The sequence below is a fragment of the Curvibacter sp. EU05-FHT14A10 genome (assembly GCF_058791075.1).
This window is the reverse complement of sequence record NZ_JBYTDE010000006.1, coordinates 207,758-223,459: the sequence shown is the minus strand read 5'-3', so window position 1 is coordinate 223,459 and position 15,702 is coordinate 207,758. Positions and strand designations below refer to the sequence as shown.

The following is a 15,702-nucleotide window of genomic DNA, read 5'->3' as shown; positions in this document are numbered from 1 at the left end:
ACGACGGGGCGAGCGCGGCATCCTGGCTCCATGCGCGAGGTGGGCGCCTGCGCGAATCTCGGGGCCATTCCATTCTGACGCGGACAGCATCTGCCAAATCAATGCTCAACGCACTGACGCGGCAGGCAGCCAGCGAAACGCCATCGCGCCAAGCATCAACAACGCTGCAATGCACACCAGCACCCCCGCATAGGGGTCGCCCCCCAAGGCGGTGGACCACGAGGCGGCCAAGCCGCTCAGGCTTTGTACGATGGCCACACCCAGAAACATGGACATGGTGAACACCGACATGGCACGCCCGCCGATTTCGGTGCCATAGGAAGCGCGCACGTTGGCGTATTGAAGAACACCGGCACCTGACAACACTGCCAAGGCCACCATGCCACCGACGCCGACCCAGGACGAGGGGACAAAGGCCATCACAGCGGACACAGCAGCCATGAGCGTCACGGCACGGATGATCCACTGTCGCCGCCGCGCCGGGCCTGGATCAAAGTGCCCGAACAAGGCAGGGGTGAACAGCGATATCAAGGACACCAACAAGGCGACGTTGCCGGTCTGCACCAAGGTCATGGCATGGCGGTGCATCAGCATGGGCCCCAGCCACAGGCCACGCAGGGTCAGGAACGAGGCGTAGTTGACCCCGGCCAGCGCCAAGATGCCCCAAGTCTGCGGCAACAAGAAAATGGCCCCCACGCCTCGCAGGGCACTGCCGAGCGTCTCCGGCCGCTGCAGGGTGGCGGCCGGTCCCTCGTGCAACTGGCGATAGACCAGGACCCACGAAATGCAAGCCAGCACGGTCAGCACCGCAAAACCCACGCGCCAGGAACTGACGTCGATGAGCCAGGCCAAGGGGGTTCCCGTGAGGATCAGCCCAAGCCCCCCCAGACCCATGGCCGTGCCTGAGACCGCGGCAAATCGCTTGACGGGAAAACGCCTGGCGATGAACAGCGTGCAGACCACGAAGGCTGGCGAGCACCCCATGCCCACCAGCGCCTGCCCAACGACCAACACGGCGAAATTGGGGGCCAACGCAGAAATGAGGGCGCCCACGATGGCCAGGGGAAAGGTGACCAGCCAGGTACGGCGCAGCCCGTAAAAGTCAAGCGCAATCCCGACCGCAAACTGGGTCAGCCCGAAGGCGAATGCAAAGGTGGCGGCAAAAAAGCCCAGGTCCTGCGAGGACAGCCCAAACTCTTGCTGCAGGCCGGTCGCCATCATGGCGGTGACACTGCGAAAGGCCTGGCTCAGTGCGAAGGCACTGACCAACGTCAAAAGGGCTGGCCAGGGCAAGGCGGCTTCGGATTCAGGGGAGGATTCATTCGGCGAGGACATGGGGCTATTGCTTGGGCGCGGGACCTTGACGGATCTTCAGCGCACTTTTGTCGGGGTGAACTGTTCATTTTGACTTGCTTCGGATCTTCGTGCGTGAGCCGGACCAGCGAAGCTGCGCCAGGATGCAAGCGCGGGGCGACGCACGCCGCATCACCTGTTCCGCTGCGGTATGTCGCCCCGGATTTGGCGCAGGGTCAACCCACTGGGGGTATTCATCCCTCATACGAGCAGCCGGAATGCACCTGATGTGAGTTCGCGGCGCCTCAAGACCTGGGAATCGACCCGATGTAGCGCCCCCGTGGGCGAAATGTCTGTCGTATTTCAAGCTGCTCGAAACAGTGCGCGAGCAGCCCGATGCTGCGTGACAAGGCAATGAGGCAAAAGCCTGAATCAATGGGCAGGTCCAGGTACTCCACCAAAGCGGCGATCGCCAGATCGATGTTGGGCGCCAGCCCGGTGAGTGCAGTTCCTCGTTCGATGAATCGCGCAGTGGGGGAGGCGGGTGTCCACAAGTCGAGCAAGGCCCGTGCGCGAGGATCTCCTTCGGGATAGAGGTGGTGCCCAAACCCAGGAAGGGCGACCCCGGCAAGCAGATGTCGCTCCACGACCTGGTCGGCTCCGTATTGTTTGACCTCGGCCAACAGGGTCCGAATCTGACCCGAAGCATCGCCGTGGCGTGGACCGGAGAAGGTGCACAGGCCGGCCAGCAGGCTGGCTGGCAGTGAGGCCCCCGTGGAGGCCGCGATGCGGGTGGCGAAGGCCGAGCTGGTCAGCTCGTGGTCCACCGTCAACACCATGGCCGCGCGCAAGAGCTCGGCCGCGGCCGGCCCCTGCTGCCAGCCCTTGGCCAGGCGAAGGTGCAGGGCGCGTCGCGGCCCCTGGGCGCCCAGGGCATTGGCCAGATGGCCCACCAGCTTCTGCCCTTCCTCATGCAGCACACGGGGCGTACGGCCACTGGTGGCCAGCCCGGTCGCGGCGAGACCGCCCAGCAAGGTGAAGGCAGCCACCCGGCCCTTTTCGACAGGCGCCGGCCCGGGCACCTGGAAATCGACAGGGCCCTGGGTGGCCCAGAGCAGGCCAGCCAGGTCCTCCAGGCTGGCGCTGCGCGCCAGTTCCACCGCATCTTGCCCACGGAACAGCAGCCGACCCCGGTGGAAGGTGGACAGTGCGGTCGGAATGCTGGGCTCGACCCCCGAGAGCGCCTGCGTCACCAGGGTTTCGCGCTTGCGACCAGCCTGTTTTCGCCGGGCCAATTGCTGCACATCCTCGGCCCGGTAAAGGCTTTTGCGCGAGTCGCCGGGGTCGGTCATGGCTTCGACCTTGCCTCGGCTGGCATAGGCATACACCGTCTGCTGCTGTACGCCCAGGAGACGGCAGGCCTCCGCCATCGAGATCCAAGTGGCCATCGCAGGTCCTTTTTATGTTGATTATGTGATTCAAGATTGCCAATCAAATCAACTATATACAAACTTCAGTCCATCTCAGAAACAGGGCACTCAGCCCGCTTTGATGGAACCCTCATGCAAGCCCTCATCCTGCAACTCAACCCCATCCTGGTCCCGGCCATCAACCAGCAGTTGGCGTCGCTCTACGAAGTTCACCGCTACTTCGAACTCAACAACCCGGAAGCCTGGCTCGATGAGCATGCCCATGCCGTCCAGGCCGTGATCACCGGTGGCCACACCGGCATCTCACGGGCTCTGCTGGAGCGGCTACCGGCACTCCGGGTGGTGGCGGTCAACGGCGTCGGCACCGATGCCGTCGACCTGGCCTACTGCCGCGAGCGCGGCCTGCCGGTGACCGCCACCCTCGGGGCACTGACAGAGGATGTGGCCGACATGGCGATCGGCATGCTGATCTCGATCTGCCGCCAGTTGGGCGGCGGCGATCGCTTTGTGCGGGATGGCCTTTGGGAGCGGTTCCCTCAGCCCAGTGCCATCCCCTTGGGACGGCGCTTCAGCGGCATGCGCGTCGGCATCGTCGGCATGGGCCGTGTGGGGCGGGCCGTGGCCCAGCGCGCGTCGGCCTTCGGTTGTCCGCTGGCCTACACCGACCTGCGCCCCATGGACGACGTGCCGCATCAGTTTGTGGCTGATCTGGTGGCGCTGGCACAGGCGTCTGACGCCCTCGTGCTGTGCGCGGCAGCCGAATCAGCCCGGGGCATTGTCAACGCGGAAGTTTTGCAGGCCCTCGGTCCCGAGGGCTTTCTCGTGAATGTCGCACGGGGCAGCTTGGTCGATGAGGCGGCCCTGGCCGAGGCGATCGTCACTGGGCGCATCGCCGGGGCCGGCCTCGATGTGTTCGTCGACGAGCCCCACGTGCCCCTGGCCTTGCGCGGCTCCGAGCGGGTGCTGTTGCAGGCGCATCGCGCCAGCGCCACCTGGGAGACCCGCGCGGCGATGGGCCAGATGGTGCTCGACAGCGTGGCTCAAGCCCTGGCGGGCCAGCGCCCGGTCATGAGCCTGACCACCTGACCACCTGAGCACGCCAGCCGAGTGCCCGGTGCAGCCCGCACCGCTCAGCTGGGTGTTCCCTATTCGGTGTTCCAACAAAAAAAGGAGACAAACATGTTCAAGCGCCGTCGCGCAATTTTCAGCTTTGGGCTGGTGGCCTTGGGGGCTCTCAGCCTGAGCAGCCCACCGGCCCTGGCGCAGGCGTACCCGGCCCGGCCGGTCACCCTGGTCGTCCCCTTCCCGCCAGGTGGGGGCACCGACACCGGGGCCCGTATCCTGGCCGAGCAGCTCTCTCGGCGCTGGGGTCAACCCGTCATCATCGACAACAAGGGCGGGGCCTCGGGCCAGATCGGGGCCGACTTTGTGGCCAAGGCCAAGCCCGATGGCTACACGCTTTTGCTGGGCAATGTCGGCACCCAGGCCATCAACCCCTCACTGTTCGCGCGCCTGCCCTACGACGCCGACAAGGCCTTTGCACCGATCTCCCTGGTCGCCGAGCTGCCCCTGGCCATGATGGTGAACCCGGCGGTCCCGGCCCACTCGGTGGCCGAGTTCATCGCGCTGGCGCGGTCCCGCCCGGGGCAGCTGAGCTACAGCAGTTCAGGCCCGGGCAGCGGCCCCCATCTGGCCGCCGAGATGTTCAAGGAGCAGACCAAGACGCAGATGCTTCACGTGCCCTACCGCGGGGGCGGGCCGGCTGTGGCCGACCTGCTCGCGGGCCATGTGCAGCTCTCCTTCATGACCGTGATGGAGGCCTGGGGCCACCTCAAGAGCGGCAAGCTACGGGCCCTGGCGGTGACAAGTCTGCAGCGCGTGCCAGCCCTGCCCGAGGTTCCGACCCTGGCCGAGTCGGGCCTGCCCCGCTTCAATGCCACCTCCTGGATCGGCGCATTGGCCCCGGCAGGCACCCCGCCCCGGCTGGTCGAGCGGATCGCGGCCGACATCCAGGCTGTTCTGGCCAGCCCGGCCGTCAGCGAGCGTTTCTCCAGCGCCGGCGCGATCCCACGGAGCACCTCCCCGATCGATTTCGCCAAGCTCATCACGGACGATCGCCAACGCTATGGCCAGATCATCCGCAGCCAAAACATCAGCCTGGAATGACTCACTTCGTCATCAACCCACCGCCGGTGCATTCTCTGGCCGTCGCCGATACATCGGCACGGTTCCCATTGGCGCGTGTCTTTTGCATCGGTCGCAACTTCCGCTGGCAGGCCGACGAACCGGCACCCATGGGCCCGCCCTCGTGGTTCATGAAGCCGGCCAGTGCGGTGCTGGATGCCCATGAGCCTCTGCACTACCCGCCGCAAACACGCGACTTTTGCCACGAGGTCGAATGGGTCGTGGCCCTCGGCGCGGGCGGACGTGATCTGCCAGCCCAGGAGGTCGAGGCCCGCTGCATCTGGGGCTATGGCGTGGGCCTGGACCTGACCCGGCGCGACCTGCAGCAGGAGGCCAAGCGACAGGGGCAACCCTGGGAGCCAGCCAAGGCCTTCGACCAATCGGCCATGTGTTCCCCACTGGTGCCGGCGGCGCGCTGCGGCCACCTGCGACGGGGCGCGATCTGGCTCGACGTCAATGGCCAGCGGCGTCAGCAAGCCGACCTGGCCGAGCTGCTGTTCGGCGTCCCTGAACTGGTGGCCCTGCTGTCGCGCTCGGTCCGCCTGCAGGCAGGCGACCTGATCTTCACCGGGACCCCCGTCGGGGTCGGCCCACTGGAGGTGGGTGACACCTTCAGCGCCGGTATCGAGGGCCTAGTAACGTTTTCAAGCACGGTGCTGGCACCGACCAAGGAGTAGGAACATGACACAACACACGACACAACACACGACGACATCCCGCATCGCCCTGGTCACAGGTGCTGGCAGCGGCATCGGGCGCGTGGTCGCCCAGGGGCTGCTGCAGGATGGCTTCACCGTGGTCGCAGTGGGGCGTCGGCCCGAGCCCCTGCACAGCCTGGTCGAGGAGGCCCGCAGCGCCGGGCAGCAGGCCGTGGCCATGCCCACCGATGTGAGCGATCCAACCCAGGTGCAGGCCTTGTTCGACAACGTGGAGCAGCAATTCGGACGCCTGGATCTGCTCTTCAACAACGCCGGGGTGAATGCCCCGGCCGTTCCGATGGACGAGCTGCCGCTGGAGACTTGGTTCAAGGTCATCAACACCAATGTCACGGGCGTCTATCTGTGCGCCCGTGCGGCCTTCGGCCTGATGCGACGCCAGGTGCCGCAAGGTGGACGCATCATCAACAACGGCTCGATCTCGGCCCACACCCCGCGCCCCTTCACCGCGCCCTACACGGCCAGCAAGCATGCCGTCACCGGCCTGACCAAGGCCCTGGCCCTGGATGGTCGGGCCTTCCACATCGTGGCCAGCCAGATCGACATCGGCAATGCGCTGACCGAGCTGTCAGAGCGCATGACCCGCGGCGTGCTGCAGGCCAATGGCAGCGTGGCCCCCGAGCCCATGATGGCGGCTGCGCATGTGGCCGATGCCGTGCGTCACATCGCGGCCATGCCGCTGAGCGTCAACATTCTCAACATGACCGTGATGGCCAGTGCCATGCCCTTTGTCGGACGCGGCTGAACGCCGCCACGCGCCCCGTTTTCGCATTTCCAACCACCCCACAAGACAGGTGCGGCGGCCCCGGGGCCGGTCAGCACCTGCACGGAGACCACCATGAAGCCAATGTTGCAACGGGCCCTTCGGGCCACACTCGTCATGGGCCTGGGCGCAGGCCTTTGGGCCACCGGCTGTTTGCCTGCCCAAGCGCAGAGCTACCCGAGTCGCGCCCTGAAGATCATCGTGCCCGCCCCGCCAGGCGGGGCCATCGACACCCTGGCCAGGGTGGTGGGGGACAAGCTGGCGGTGGCCCTGGGCCAGCCCGTGATCGTCGACAACCGGCCCGGGGCCTCGAACAACCTGGGCACGGAGGTCCTGGCCCGCTCGGTACCAGATGGCTACACCATCGGCATCGTGGGCGGCAGCCATAACATCAACAAGTTCTTGTTCCGTCATCTGAGCTGGGACCCCGAGAAAAGCTTTGAGCCCATCGTCTACACCCACGAAGTGCCTTTGGTCTTTGCCATCCCACCCAAACTGCCGGTCAAAAACCTGCCCGAATTGATGGCCTGGATGAAGGCTCATCCAGACGAGGCCAAAGTGGCCACCTCGGGCCGGGGCAGTGCGCAGGAGATGGCCGCCGAGATGTTCCGCCTGGCCAGCGGCCTGCCGTTGCTGCTGGTGCCCTACAAAGGCTCCTCGGCTGCGCATCCCGATCTGTTGGCGGGCCGCACGGTGCTGTTCATCGACACCCTCAGTGCCGTGCAGGCCCATGTGAAGGCAGGCAGCCTGAGGGCGGTGGCGGTCTCAACCCTCAAAAGGGCCTCCCAGCTGCCGGACGTACCGACCGCGGCCGAGCAGGGACTGGCGGGCTATGAGGCCAACACCAATGGCGGCTTCCTGGCGCCGGCGGGGACGCCCAAAGCAGTGGTCCAACGGCTGAACCAGGAGATCAACACCATCCTGCGCTTGCCCGAAGTGCTCGCCAAGCTCGAGAGCATGGGCATTGAGGTCAAGGGTGGAAGCCCTCAGGAATATGCAAACTTGATTCACATGGACTTGGCCAAATGGAGCAAGGTCATCAGCCAAGCGGGCATTTCACCGGAATAGCAGCTTCAAATATCAGCCGCTCAGCTGGAATTCAAACGCTTGGCAGTTTGAATTCCAGCCAACCCCAAATACCTGAGTCACTTCGGCATCGCTTGCCGATCAGGGGAGGTCAACGATTTCCACCCAGTTTGGATTCTTGCCAACCGGTGTCTCACGGGCGGTGCCCAGGGCCCCGTTGGCAGGATCCAGGGTGTGCAGTGACACGCTGTGGGAGTCCTGACCTGCAGCGATCAAGTAATGGCCACTCGGGTCGATGGCGAAACTGCGCGGCGTTTTGGCCGTCGGCGTGTGGCCTTGGGCCTGGAGTCGCCCGGTTTCCTGATCCACGCGGAAGGTTGCCAGGGTGCTGGTGCTGCGTTCGGAGGTGTAGAGATGACGGCCATCAGGTGAAAAATGCAGATCCGCAGCCCAGGGTTTGCCGGAGAAGCCGGGAGGGAGCGTGCTGAGTCGTTGCTTCTCACGCAAACTGCCAGAAGCCGCATCCCAGTCATAGACTGTCAACGAGGCATCCAGTTCACCCAGCAGATACAGGTGCTGTTGTGTCGCGTCCCATACGAAATGGCGTGGCCCGGAGTGCGCTGTGACCTTGATTCGCGAATCCTCCGAGGCATTCAAACGCCCTCTTTCCTGATCCAATTTCCAGACAGAAATCTCATCGCCTCCAAGGCTTGTGGCCAACACAAAGTGGTTCCGCCGGTCTGCATGAATGGCGTGGGCGTTCGGTCCAGTCTCAATGAGCTGCCGAATTGGCCCGACAACACCATCCTTGCCAATTTCATTGATCGCAATCCGTCCGCCGCCATAAGAGGCTGAAAAGAGCCAGCGGCCTTTCACATCCGTGTCGATGTTGGCCATGCTCTCTGCCAAGGCCGACTCCGCCAGCTTCTTGAGCCGACCACTGGCCGGATCCATGGAGAAACTCACCACCCGATAGGGTTGGGAGCGCAAGGCGGCGTAGAGGTGGCGTTTGTCCGGACTGACCGCCATCGGCATGACCGTGCCCCCCACCACCACCGTCTCGACGGCTTTGAGTTGACCTTGGGCTCGGTCCAGCTCCAACACTGAAATTTCCTGGCTATCGGCATTGGACACATAGACCATCGTGCCCGCATGACTGACCTGGGTCATGGCAAGAAAAAGGCTGGCGATACCCATGGCCATGTTGGACAGGGATGGGTGAACAGGCGTTGGGTGGTGCGGCATGGTGCAGGTGGCTTGAGGGCTGCGCAGGGCTGAGCCCGCGCAAATTGACATACGACATCGTACAACTTATGCAGATTAACCCATGCAGTTGAAGCAAAAAGAGGGTTTTCCCGGGATTTTTCCATGATGAAACGCCCGTTGTCATACATCTCGTGTCGAAAGCCACTGATATTCACAACCGTGATTCGATCTATGTATTCGGCTGCATGGACTGATATCACTGCGCTGCGCAGAATGGCCGCAACAAGAGACAAGCCTGCCCACCCACAGGCCCAAAAGCATGAGCCAACCTCACAGCGCTGCGGCACCCGCCTGGCCGGGCCCCGACACCAGCCGGATTCCCTTCTGGGCTTACACCCGCCCCGATCTTTACCAGCGCGAGCTTGAACGCCTGTTCTACCAGGGCCACTGGTGCTACGTGGGGCTGGAGGCCGAGATCCCGCAAGCTGGTGACTTCAGGCGCTCGGTGATTGGCGAGCGCTCGGTGATCATGGTGCGCGACACCGACGGCGGCATCAACGTGGTCGAGAACGTGTGCGCACACCGCGGCATGCGGTTTTGCCGCGAACGCCACGGCCGGGCCCAGGATTTTCTCTGCCCTTACCACCAGTGGAACTACAGCCTCAAGGGCGACCTGCAGGGGGTGCCGTTTCGCCGGGGCGTGAAGCAGGACGGTCAGGTCCAGGGCGGCATGCCCAAAGACTTCAAACCCGAAGAGCACGGCCTGACCCGGCTGAAGGTGGCATGCCGCGGGGGCGTGGTGTTTGCCTCATTCGATCACGCGGTGGAGTCGCTGGAAGACTACCTGGGCCCCAACATCCTGCCCTGGTTCGACCGCGTGTTCAGCGGCCGGCTGCTGAAGATCCTGGGCTACCGGCGCCAGCGCATTCCGGGCAACTGGAAGCTGATGCAGGAGAACATCAAAGACCCCTACCACCCGGGGCTGCTGCACACGTGGTTCTCCACCTTCGGGCTCTGGCGGGCCGACAACCGATCGGCCCTGAGGATGGACGCGCATCACCGCCATGCCGCCATGATCTCGACCCGGGGCCAGGGCAGGCCACAAGGTCAAGGGATGGCCAAGGAGGTGGCCGAGGTGGTGGCCGGCGTGGACAGCTTCAAGGAGGGCATGCAACTGAACGACCCGAGCCTGCTCGACATCGTGCCCGAACCCTGGTGGGGCGGGCCGACCGCGGTGATGACCACGGTGTTCCCCAGCCTGATCATCCAGCAGCAGGTCAACAGCGTGTCGATGCGGCACATCCAGCCGCATGGCCCGGGCTCGTTTGACTTTGTGTGGACGCATTTCGGCTTCGAGGACGACAGCGCCGAGATGACGCAGCGCCGCCTCACCCAGGCCAATCTGTTCGGGCCCGCCGGGTTTGTGTCGGCCGACGACGGCGAAGTGATCGAGTGGTCGCAACAGGGCTTTGAGCAAAAACCCGAGCACCGCACCCTGGTGGAAATGGGCGGGCGCGACATCGCAGACAGCGAGCACATGGTGACCGAGACCCTGATCCGTGGCATGTACGCCTACTGGCGTCAGGTGATGGACGAGTGAGCGAGGAACGAGCCCCATGCAAGCCCTTGATTTCGAGACCTTCCAGCAGGTGCTGGCCCTGCACACCGACTACGCCCTGGCCTGCGACTCGGCCGACTGGGCGCGCTGGCCCGACTTTTTCACCGAAGACGGCCGCTACCGCCTGCAGCCGCGCGAAAACCACGAACAAGGCCTGCCCCTGTGCCTGCTGGCCCTGGACAGCCAGGCCATGATGCGCGACCGCGTGTATGGCGTGAAAGAAACCCTCTACCACGACCCCTACTACCAGCGCCACATCGTGGGCCTGCCCCGGGTGCTGCGCACGGAGACCGGCCCTGATGGCCAGGTGTGCGCCTGGCACACCCAGGCCAACTACGCGGTGTTCCGCACCAAGCTCGATGGCGAATCCACGGTGTTCAACGTGGGCGTGTACCACGACCACATCGTGCCCACGCCTGGGGGCCTGAGGCTGCACACACGCCTGTGCGTGTACGACAGCGAAATGATCGCCAACTCACTCATCTACCCCATCTGAGCAGACCCATGACCACACCCTGGATCGATGCCCTGGCCCGTGACGACGTGTTCGAAGGCGAAGTGCTGGGCCTGCAAGTGGCAGGACACGACATTGCCCTCTATGAATGCGAGGGCGAGATCTACGCCAGCGACAACCTGTGCACCCACGGCGCGGCCCGCCTGAGCGATGGCTTTCTGGAAGGACGCGAGATCGAGTGCCCGCTGCATCAAGGCCGCTTCGACATCTGCACCGGCCAAGCCCTGTGCGCACCCCTGACGAAAAACCTGCGCACCTACCCGGTGCGCGTCGAGGGCGGGCGGGTGTGGCTGAGGCTGGGTTGATGGCCACGCTCGTCAGCGCACCATCAACGCCGCCACCAGCCCCAGCACGGCCAGGGCGAGCAGCAGGCTGAGCACCTGCCAGAACACCACCGGATTGCGTTCGATGAGGGGGGTTGCACGGGCGGTCTGGTAGTGGGCCGCAGGCTGATGAAGATCGTGCACGAACTCGGACAAGGCCTCCTGGCGCCGCGCTGGCTGTGGATGCAGGGCACGGCGCAGCACGGCATCCAGCCAGGGCGGCAAGTCGGGACGCAGTTCACGCACCGACACATAGCGCAGGGTGCGCAGATCGGCGGGCGAGCGCAGGCGTGTAACCTGCAGACCATACGGCAGTTGGCCCGTGAGCATTTGGTAGGTGACCACGGCCAAGGAAAACAACTCGGATTGCACACTGCCCGTACCGCCCACGAAGTACTCTGGCGCGCTGTACTGCAACGAGCCCAGCAGGGCCTGCGGCCGGCCATCGACCTGCCCCTCAGTGAGGCCGGCCACGTGGGTCGACGCGAAGTCGATGATCTTGAGCGTGCCCCCGGCCGCGATCATGAAATTCTCGGGTCGCAGGTCCTGATGCAGCATCTCCTTGCGGTGAAAGGCCTGCAGCCCGGCGGCGGCCTGTTCGACCAGCCGGCGCACCGCCTCCAGCTCGGGCCGCGGGTGGTCACGCATCCACTGGGCCAGGGTCTGGCCTTCAACGTATTCCAGCGCCACGAACAGGTGCTCACGCCGGCGCTCACTGGCAAAGGCCTTGACCACGTGCGGGCTGTCCAGACGGCGGGCAATCCACTCCTCCAGCACAAAGCGGTCCAGGTAGTCGGCGTTGTCGCGCAAGTCCACCGAAGGCACCTTGAGTGCCACGCACTGGCCGCCGACCGTGTCCTGGGCCAGGAACACATGGCTGCGCGAGCTGGTGTGCAAGGCCCGCAGCAGCACGTAGCCCTCGAAGTGCATGCGGGCCTGCAGCGGTGGCGGCAAGCGCAGCCCTTCGCGCTGGGCGAGCAGCCGGGGGGCTGCGGCCAGAGGCAGCTCGTCCACCCGCACCAGTTGCACCGTCAGGTTGTCCTGGCTGCCGCGCGCCAATGCCAGCGCCACCAGGGCGGCGGCGGCCGCATCCAGATTGGTGGGGTGGGCCAACAGGGCGGCGTGCACCGCGGCGGCGTCCAGGAACTCGTAGGCACCATCGGTGGCCAGCAGATAGACCTCGCCCGGCTCGGCGTCCCACTGCTGGTGATCGATCTCGACTGCCGGGCCGGTGCCCAGGGCGCGGCCCAGGCAGGTCTGGCCCGAAGACACGCGCACACGGTGGTCCTCGCTGAGCTGCTCCAGGGCCTGCGGGTGCAGACGGTACACGCGGGCGTCTCCGACATGCAGCAGGTGCACTTGGGTCGCCTTGAAGACCAGGGCGCTGAAGGTGCAGACGTAGCCACGGTCCAGGTCGAAGCGCGCATCGCTGCGCTGGGTCTGGGCGTGCAGCCAGGAGTTGGTGGCGCTCAGCACGCACTGGGCCGATCGGCGCACCGACCACGCCTCGGAGGTGCAGTAGTAGTCCTCCAGAAAGCCTCGCACCGCGGCCGCGCTGGCCACCTGGCTGACCGCGCTGCTGCTGATGCCGTCGGCCAGCGCCAGCGCGATGCCCTTGCTGTCCAGCAAGGGCTGGGGCGGCACCACCGCACCATGGAAGTCCTGGTTGACCGGCTTGCGACCGGCTTCGGAATGCTGGCCCAGCGTGAGGCGCAGACGCGTGCTCATGGCCTCGGGGCTCAGCCGCGCTTGGGTGCCGTCTTGTAGTGGGTGGAATACAGCGTGGCGCCCACAAAGGTCAGGCCGCCGATGGCATTGCCCAGCACGGTGGGGATCTCGTTCCAGATCAGGTAGTCCATGATGGTGAAATGCCCCCCCAGCATCAGGCCCGAGGGAAACAGGAACATGTTCACGATGGAATGTTCGAAGCCCATGTAGAAGAACACCAGGATGGGCATCCACATGCCGATGACCTTGCCCGACACCGTGCTGGACATCATGGCCGCCACCACACCGGTCGAGACCATCCAGTTGCACATCACCCCTCGGATGAACAGGGTCAGCATGCCGGCCGCGCCGTGTGCGGCATAGCCCACGGTACGGCCTTCGCCGATCGAACCGATCTTCTGGCCGATGGCATTGGGAGCCTCGGAGAAGCCAAAGGTGAAGATGATGGCCATGAAGACGGCCACCGTGAGCGCCCCGGCAAAGTTGCCCACAAAGACCAGGCCCCAGTTGCGCATCACGCCACCCCAGGTGGCGCCCGGGCGGCGATCGAACACGGCCAGGGGCGCCAGGGTGAAGACGCCCGTCAACAGATCGAAGCCCATCAGGTAGAGCATGCAAAAGCCGACCGGAAACAACAACGCACCAATCAAGGGGTTGCCGGTGTTGACATTGACGCTGACGGCAAAGGCCGCTGCCAGCGCGAGGATGGCGCCTGCCATGTAGGCACGGATCAGGGTGTCGCGGGTGGACATCAAAAGCTTGGATTCACCGGCATCGACCATCTTGGTGACGAATTCGGCGGGGGCGAGGTAGGCCATGGCACTTCCTTGAAAAGCAGTCTGAGGAGCGCGAAAAAAAAGGCGTCGCCGTGGGGTCACCGATCAGGATCGGGACTCACGGGACGCCATCATCCGCGGGATCGGGGCTCACACCCGGCGGGGGCCGGTGTGGTGGAAGTCAAGCCGCCATTAGCTTGTTCACCGCAAACCATGCAGGTTCCATGCCTGCGGCAGGGTGCCTGGGCCCGTCGGCCTGCACCAGACCGGTGCAGCAAGCGCCTGTTGACGATCCCCAGGGGGGCTCAGCACGGCCGATGGGAGCGAGATCGTCCACCGACGCCAAGGCTCACTTCTGTGGCGCGCCACGCTGCGCCGGTGCCACCATGTCGGGCAGGCTGAGCGTGGCCTCGGCCACATCGAGCAGGCGCCGGTTGTGGTCCATCGAGGCCTTTTGCAGGGCGCGAAAGGCCGCCTCTTCGGTGAGGCCCAGGCGGGCCATGAGTGCGCCCTTGGCGCGCTCGATGATCTTGCGCTCATGCAGGGCCCGGCGCGCTGCGTCCAGCTCAACCTCCATGCGGGCCAGGCGCTCGGACTGGGCCTGCAACAGGCCGGCCAGCGAGGCGGCCGAATCGGGGTCGGTGGTGCCTGCAGGGGCCGCAGCCGCAGGAGATTGAGCCTGTCCACTGGCTTGAAAGAAGCGGTCAGCCTCATGAGCGCGAGGCGGAGGGTTGTCGCGCAACTGGCGCAGCAGGCCAGCCGAATCCTGCAGATCGTTCTGGGCGCGCTGGATCTGGCTTTCGCAGGCCTGGTGCAGGCATTCGAGCAGGGCCTGTTGCAACTGCCAGAGTTGGGCAATGCGCTCGCTGGCCACGTCAAACCAGGTTTCGCTGAGGGGGGGCTCGAGGGCCGCACCGTCGCGGGCCATGCACAGGGTGCGGCGCAAGCGCTCCAGCATCGCCACATTGGGGCTGAGCTGCAGTTGCTGCCAACGCTGGCGCAACTCGGGCTCGGCAAACTCTTCAAACAGGCGCAGGCTGCGTTCCTGCGCATCAATCAGGTGCACGATGCGCTGCTGCTGGTCGTCACGGCACAGGCCCGAGGCGAACAGCTGTGCCCCCACGGCGCGCTCCTGGCCGGCAGTCTCCTTGCCCTGCACCAGGTGCACGAAAGCCACCAGCAGGCGCGACACCTCAGGATAAGGGGCCGCATCGGCCATGTAGAACACCAGCTCCAGCAGACCGGCAATCAGGCGGCTGTAGGCGCCCACGGCGTCGCTGGCACTGAAGGCCCGACACGCGATCTGATGGCGCAGCGCGGCCAGGGCCTCCAGGTCGAGCAGGGCCCAGGCCATCAAGGACAGCAAGCGTGCCGAGGCCCCCTGCTCAGGCGCCATCTGGGCCTCGACCTGGGCACGCAGCAAAGCCTCCAGGGGTTGGCTGGCAGCACAGGCGGCCTCACGCTCGGCGCCAAAGCGCGCCCCTTCCGAAGCCAGGAACACGCTGCTGGCCCCGCGCTCGCGCTGCAGGGCGTCGATCAGCTGACCGACCACGCCCGCCAGCTGGACACGGGACTCCAGGTGACGCAAGGCCTCGATCTCAAGTTGCTTGGCGCGCAGGACGAGGTGAGAAACAGACTGGTGCATGGAGCCATATTGTGTTGCCAAAACAGCGGGCTCGGCAGGCTCCATCGCGGCTTTCGTCAGCATGGGAGGGGCCACGTGCCGACCCGCCGTTCAGGCCGCGGCCAGGAGCACCTGGTCCTGGTCCAGACGCACGGCATAGGCGCGCACCGACAAGGCCGGGTCTTCCAGGCACTCGCCATTGCGCAGGTCGAAATGTTGCTTGTACAAGGGCGAGGCCACCACGGTGCGTTCACCCAGGCTGCCCACCAGACCACGCGACATCACGCTGGCGCGTGACACGGGGTCGACGTTGTCGATCGCATACAGCTCGCTGTGGCCAACGCGGAAAATGGCCACGTGGCGCTGCCCCAGGCGGGCGCACACGCCGGTGTTGGGCAGGATGTCGTTCACCGCGCAGACGGCGGTCCAGTTCAGGGTTTCGGTGTTCATGGCTGAAGTTCTCCGGTGGGGTGGGTGTCGTGCCTGGAATGGGTGCGATGG

The 15,702-nt window shown here is 65.3% G+C and carries 15 protein-coding genes; 8 read left to right on the top strand and 7 right to left on the bottom strand.

Features of this window, described 5'->3' with window-relative positions:
• Nucleotides 1–105 precede the first annotated feature (105 nt).
• Nucleotides 106–1,335, bottom strand: a complete 1,230-nt coding sequence (locus AC3WUT_RS13770; RefSeq protein WP_492347634.1) for an MFS transporter — start codon at nucleotides 1,333–1,335, stop codon at nucleotides 106–108.
• A gap of 263 nt (nucleotides 1,336–1,598) precedes the next feature.
• On the bottom strand, nucleotides 1,599–2,741 hold the full coding sequence (locus tag AC3WUT_RS13765; RefSeq protein WP_492347633.1) for a citrate synthase family protein: 1,143 nt from the start codon (nucleotides 2,739–2,741) through the stop codon (nucleotides 1,599–1,601).
• Between the two features lie 114 nt (nucleotides 2,742–2,855).
• Here AC3WUT_RS13765 and AC3WUT_RS13760 point away from each other — a divergent pair, with 114 nt between their 5' ends.
• The 5 genes from AC3WUT_RS13760 (at nucleotide 2,856) to AC3WUT_RS13740 (ending at nucleotide 7,454) form a co-directional block, all read left to right on the top strand.
• Nucleotides 2,856–3,809 (top strand): 2-hydroxyacid dehydrogenase, encoded by a 954-nt coding sequence (locus AC3WUT_RS13760; RefSeq protein WP_492347632.1) that lies wholly within the window; start codon nucleotides 2,856–2,858, stop codon nucleotides 3,807–3,809.
• 93 nt (nucleotides 3,810–3,902) lie between these two features.
• Nucleotides 3,903–4,889 carry a Bug family tripartite tricarboxylate transporter substrate binding protein gene (locus tag AC3WUT_RS13755; RefSeq protein WP_492347631.1) on the top strand — a complete coding sequence of 329 codons (987 nt, stop codon included), beginning with the start codon at nucleotides 3,903–3,905 and terminating at the stop codon, nucleotides 4,887–4,889.
• Nucleotides 4,886–5,584: a fumarylacetoacetate hydrolase family protein gene (locus tag AC3WUT_RS13750; protein ID WP_492347630.1), complete on the top strand. Its 699-nt coding sequence runs from the start codon at nucleotides 4,886–4,888 to the stop codon at nucleotides 5,582–5,584. The genes AC3WUT_RS13755 and AC3WUT_RS13750 overlap by 4 nt, the downstream gene beginning before the upstream one ends.
• Before the next feature lie 4 nt (nucleotides 5,585–5,588).
• Nucleotides 5,589–6,368 carry an SDR family oxidoreductase gene (locus tag AC3WUT_RS13745; RefSeq protein ID WP_492347629.1) on the top strand — a complete coding sequence of 260 codons (780 nt, stop codon included), beginning with the start codon at nucleotides 5,589–5,591 and terminating at the stop codon, nucleotides 6,366–6,368.
• A gap of 135 nt (nucleotides 6,369–6,503) precedes the next feature.
• A complete protein-coding gene (locus AC3WUT_RS13740; RefSeq protein WP_492347809.1) occupies nucleotides 6,504–7,454 on the top strand; it encodes a Bug family tripartite tricarboxylate transporter substrate binding protein in 951 nt (316 codons plus the stop codon).
• Between the two features lie 99 nt (nucleotides 7,455–7,553).
• Here the strand turns inward: AC3WUT_RS13740 and AC3WUT_RS13735 are convergent, their stop codons facing one another.
• Nucleotides 7,554–8,615, bottom strand: coding sequence for a lactonase family protein (locus AC3WUT_RS13735; RefSeq protein WP_492347808.1), 1,062 nt, complete (start codon nucleotides 8,613–8,615; stop codon nucleotides 7,554–7,556).
• A gap of 322 nt (nucleotides 8,616–8,937) precedes the next feature.
• Between AC3WUT_RS13735 and AC3WUT_RS13730 the strand changes: the two genes are divergently transcribed.
• The 3 genes from AC3WUT_RS13730 to AC3WUT_RS13720 are packed head-to-tail and all read left to right on the top strand — an operon-like array spanning nucleotide 8,938 to nucleotide 11,055.
• Complete coding sequence (locus tag AC3WUT_RS13730; protein ID WP_492347628.1) at nucleotides 8,938–10,218, top strand: aromatic ring-hydroxylating dioxygenase subunit alpha; 1,281 nt, start codon at nucleotides 8,938–8,940, stop codon at nucleotides 10,216–10,218.
• A gap of 16 nt (nucleotides 10,219–10,234) precedes the next feature.
• Nucleotides 10,235–10,732: an aromatic-ring-hydroxylating dioxygenase subunit beta gene (locus AC3WUT_RS13725; RefSeq protein WP_492347627.1), complete on the top strand. Its 498-nt coding sequence runs from the start codon at nucleotides 10,235–10,237 to the stop codon at nucleotides 10,730–10,732.
• Nucleotides 10,733–10,740: 8 nt separating this feature from the next.
• A complete protein-coding gene (locus AC3WUT_RS13720) occupies nucleotides 10,741–11,055 on the top strand; it encodes a non-heme iron oxygenase ferredoxin subunit (RefSeq protein WP_492347626.1) in 315 nt (104 codons plus the stop codon).
• A gap of 12 nt (nucleotides 11,056–11,067) precedes the next feature.
• Here AC3WUT_RS13720 and AC3WUT_RS13715 read toward each other — a convergent pair whose 3' ends face one another.
• From AC3WUT_RS13715 to nirD, 4 genes are all read right to left on the bottom strand, one after another.
• Complete coding sequence (locus tag AC3WUT_RS13715) at nucleotides 11,068–12,801, bottom strand: bifunctional protein-serine/threonine kinase/phosphatase (protein WP_492347625.1); 1,734 nt, start codon at nucleotides 12,799–12,801, stop codon at nucleotides 11,068–11,070.
• Between the two features lie 11 nt (nucleotides 12,802–12,812).
• On the bottom strand, nucleotides 12,813–13,619 hold the full coding sequence (locus AC3WUT_RS13710) for a formate/nitrite transporter family protein (protein WP_492347624.1): 807 nt from the start codon (nucleotides 13,617–13,619) through the stop codon (nucleotides 12,813–12,815).
• A gap of 307 nt (nucleotides 13,620–13,926) precedes the next feature.
• Nucleotides 13,927–15,222 carry a nitrate- and nitrite sensing domain-containing protein gene (locus AC3WUT_RS13705; RefSeq protein WP_492347623.1) on the bottom strand — a complete coding sequence of 432 codons (1,296 nt, stop codon included), beginning with the start codon at nucleotides 15,220–15,222 and terminating at the stop codon, nucleotides 13,927–13,929.
• A gap of 90 nt (nucleotides 15,223–15,312) precedes the next feature.
• Nucleotides 15,313–15,651, bottom strand: a complete 339-nt coding sequence (nirD, locus tag AC3WUT_RS13700) for a nitrite reductase small subunit NirD (protein WP_492347622.1) — start codon at nucleotides 15,649–15,651, stop codon at nucleotides 15,313–15,315.
• Between the last annotated feature and the right edge of the window lie 51 nt (nucleotides 15,652–15,702).

Excerpts from the sequence above, each read along its gene's own strand:
- AC3WUT_RS13770 (WP_492347634.1), bottom strand. The coding sequence starts at position 1,335 with ATGTCCTCGCCGAATGAATCCTCCCCTGAATCCGAAGCCGCCTTGCCC.
- AC3WUT_RS13765 (WP_492347633.1), bottom strand. The coding sequence starts at position 2,741 with ATGGCCACTTGGATCTCGATGGCGGAGGCCTGCCGTCTCCTGGGCGTA.
- AC3WUT_RS13760 (WP_492347632.1), top strand. The coding sequence starts at position 2,856 with ATGCAAGCCCTCATCCTGCAACTCAACCCCATCCTGGTCCCGGCCATC.
- AC3WUT_RS13755 (WP_492347631.1), top strand. The coding sequence starts at position 3,903 with ATGTTCAAGCGCCGTCGCGCAATTTTCAGCTTTGGGCTGGTGGCCTTG.
- AC3WUT_RS13750 (WP_492347630.1), top strand. The coding sequence starts at position 4,886 with ATGACTCACTTCGTCATCAACCCACCGCCGGTGCATTCTCTGGCCGTC.
- AC3WUT_RS13745 (WP_492347629.1), top strand. The coding sequence starts at position 5,589 with ATGACACAACACACGACACAACACACGACGACATCCCGCATCGCCCTG.
- AC3WUT_RS13740 (WP_492347809.1), top strand. The coding sequence starts at position 6,504 with ATGGGCCTGGGCGCAGGCCTTTGGGCCACCGGCTGTTTGCCTGCCCAA.
- AC3WUT_RS13735 (WP_492347808.1), bottom strand. The coding sequence starts at position 8,615 with ATGGCCATGGGTATCGCCAGCCTTTTTCTTGCCATGACCCAGGTCAGT.
- AC3WUT_RS13730 (WP_492347628.1), top strand. The coding sequence starts at position 8,938 with ATGAGCCAACCTCACAGCGCTGCGGCACCCGCCTGGCCGGGCCCCGAC.
- AC3WUT_RS13725 (WP_492347627.1), top strand. The coding sequence starts at position 10,235 with ATGCAAGCCCTTGATTTCGAGACCTTCCAGCAGGTGCTGGCCCTGCAC.
- AC3WUT_RS13720 (WP_492347626.1), top strand. The coding sequence starts at position 10,741 with ATGACCACACCCTGGATCGATGCCCTGGCCCGTGACGACGTGTTCGAA.
- AC3WUT_RS13715 (WP_492347625.1), bottom strand. The coding sequence starts at position 12,801 with ATGAGCACGCGTCTGCGCCTCACGCTGGGCCAGCATTCCGAAGCCGGT.
- AC3WUT_RS13710 (WP_492347624.1), bottom strand. The coding sequence starts at position 13,619 with ATGGCCTACCTCGCCCCCGCCGAATTCGTCACCAAGATGGTCGATGCC.
- AC3WUT_RS13705 (WP_492347623.1), bottom strand. The coding sequence starts at position 15,222 with ATGCACCAGTCTGTTTCTCACCTCGTCCTGCGCGCCAAGCAACTTGAG.
- nirD (WP_492347622.1), bottom strand. The coding sequence starts at position 15,651 with ATGAACACCGAAACCCTGAACTGGACCGCCGTCTGCGCGGTGAACGAC.